The sequence below is a fragment of the Devosia sp. genome (genome assembly GCF_034675085.1).
GTDB lineage: Bacteria > Pseudomonadota > Alphaproteobacteria > Rhizobiales > Devosiaceae > Devosia.
The window spans coordinates 1-2,367 of the sequence record NZ_JAUCDN010000415.1; the positions used below are offsets into that span (position 1 = coordinate 1).

General features: G+C 60.5%; 2 protein-coding genes and 1 pseudogene. 2 read left to right on the forward strand and 1 reads right to left on the reverse strand.

Translation table 11 applies throughout. From position 1 onward, the window contains the following. Positions 1–156: 156 nt before the first annotated feature. Positions 157–316: pseudogene (locus VDP82_RS18080) on the forward strand (IS3 family transposase); the annotation flags it as partial. Positions 317–534: 218 nt separating this feature from the next. Here VDP82_RS18080 and VDP82_RS17125 read toward each other — a convergent pair. Beyond that, a complete protein-coding gene (locus VDP82_RS17125; RefSeq protein ID WP_323016034.1) occupies positions 535–1,536 on the reverse strand; it encodes a LacI family DNA-binding transcriptional regulator in 1,002 nt (333 codons plus the stop codon). A 219-nt stretch (positions 1,537–1,755) separates the two neighbouring features. On the opposite strand from VDP82_RS17125, the gene VDP82_RS17130 reads away from it, so the two are divergent. Further along, the coding region (locus tag VDP82_RS17130) for an extracellular solute-binding protein (RefSeq protein WP_416347138.1) at positions 1,756–2,367 on the forward strand (612 nt) is incomplete at its 3' end.

The following is a 2,367-nucleotide window of genomic DNA, read 5'->3' on the forward strand; positions in this document are numbered from 1 at the left end:
GGCGTAACGACTTTCAGTACCGTTGATGCTTGATAGGCTGCGTCACTCACATCCGGGAACCTACACATGATTTTTACCGTCACGTCGAGAGGGGGGACGTCGAAGAAATCGAGCCGGTAGCCGGCATTAAGCGGCCGCCCCTGCCACTCGGCAAAAGGCTGTGCACGCGGCAAGTCCCGCATCACCACGATCAGCAATCCCAAAGCGCCGTGGCTGCTGGACAAGGTCAATCGGGCGTTCGAGCGACCGAACGCTCTGGGGGTGGTCGACTTCACCTACTGTCCATCCCTCGGCCAGGTTCGCCTACCCTCGATTTTCAGAGATGGAGCTCTATTATCGGCACGGTAGCGGTCCATGGCGTGGATGATGCCATCGATGGGGCGGAGAAAGAACCGAATGGCGAGAAAAAGCCACGGCGCTGCCCAACCGACAACTATGGCAAATAACGACAACGGCTAACGTTTTGCAAATTCACAGGTAGCTGATAAATTTTGTGTAGCCAATTTCGCTTGAGCTGGATGTTGCCAGCAATGGCTAGCTGGGCTCTCGCACCGTCTTGCGCCAAATCAGGGGTGAATTGAGCCGTTGGTTAGTCAGGCCGTTCGGCGCGTCGTCGGCGAGGGCCGCCATGGCTGCGTCTGCAATGGCGGTTATAGGCTGGGCGAAACTGGTGAGTTCATATGCGCCCCAACTGGCTTGCTCGATGTCATCGAAGCCGATGATGCATAAATCCTCTGGGATGCGCAGCTCGAATTGCTGGCGGGCGACATCCATCACGCCGCAGGCGATCAGGTCGGTGACGCAAAAAATGGCGTCCGGGCGGTTGGGGCCCGCCAACAGGCTCTGCGCCAATGTGGTGCCGCTTTGATAGAGCGTCGCGCCGTGGCGGGCGACGGCAACTGGCAGTCCGCAGGTTTGCGCCGCCTCCAGGAATCCTTGCTCCCTTGCCATCAGGCTGGGGGTGCCCACGGCGGAATTGGCAAAGGCCAGGCGCCGGCAGCCAGCGGCGAGAAAAGCATCGAGCGCCTGTCGGGCCGCGCCAGCATCATCGAGATTGATGCGATAGGGGCCCTCTATCGGATCGTCACGGTTGATCAGCACCAGGCGCTGGCCATTGTCGAGACATCTCTGGACGATGGAGCGGTCGGGAAGGCCGGACAGCAGGATCGAGGCATCGGCGCGGTAGCGCATGGTCTGTTGCAGCGCCTGGGCGACGCTTTCGTCCGAGCGGTCGGTATTGATGATCATGGCAATGTTGCCGGCATCCTGCAATGCCTGGGTCAGCACCCGCACCAGCCGGGAGCGGTACGGCGTATCCATCTCGGTGACGATCAGGCACACGATGCCGCTGCGGTTGACCATCAGCCCCCGTGCCAGCTGATTCACCTGGTAACCGAGCGTGTTGGCGGCCATTACGACGCGGTGGCGGGTGTCGTCGGCAATGCTGGCGCCAGGGGTGAAAGCGCGCGATACCGCCGAGCGCGATACGCCGGCCAGCGCAGCAACGTCCTGCGCACTGACGAAATTTTTCTTCATTTCCGGGCCGCATACCCCTTTGCCACGCCCCGGCTTCGCCGGGCGAACTCGAGCGATCCTATCAATACGGATGCGATTGCGGTTGACAAGAATTTCCCCCAAAGGCAATCATTGCACGCGCTTGCAAGGACAGCAAAAACAGCCGGCAAGCCATTCATATGGGAGGATATTTTGCGCCAAGGATTTACTCTTGTCGCCGCGCTTGCGGCTGGCCTCAGCATGACTCCGGTCTCGGCCCAGGCCGCGGGAGATCTCAACCTGATCTGCAGCCCGGACGTGGTCTGGTGCGAGCTTATGGTGAATGCCTTCACCGAGGAAACCGGCATCAACGTCAATATGGTCCGCCTGTCCTCGGGCGAGACCTATGCCAAAATCCGCGCCGAGGCGAGCAACCCCAAGACCGATATCTGGTGGGGCGGCACGGGCGACCCGCATCTGCAGGCTGCCGATGAGAAGCTGACCATGGAATATAAATCGCCCCAACTCGATGATCTGAACGAATGGGCCAGAAGCCAGGCGGAAAGCTCGGGTTATCGCACCGTGGGCATCTATGCCGGCGCGCTGGGCTGGGGCTACAATACCGAGCTGCTGGCCGAGAAGGGGCTTGCGGAGCCGCTGTGCTGGGCCGATCTGCTCGATGCGGGCTTCCACGACGAAATCCAGATCGCCAATCCCAATTCCTCGGGCACTGCCTATACGGCCCTGGCCTCGCTGGTGCAGATCATGGGCGAAGAGGAAGCCTTCGACTATCTCAACAAGCTCAATGATAATATCTCGCAATATACCAAATCGGGCTCAGCCCCGGTGAAGGCCGCCGCGCGCGGCGAAACC

Coding starts and splice junctions, on each gene's coding strand:
- VDP82_RS17125 (WP_323016034.1), bottom strand. CDS start 1,536: ATGAAGAAAAATTTCGTCAGTGCGCAGGACGTTGCTGCGCTGGCCGGC.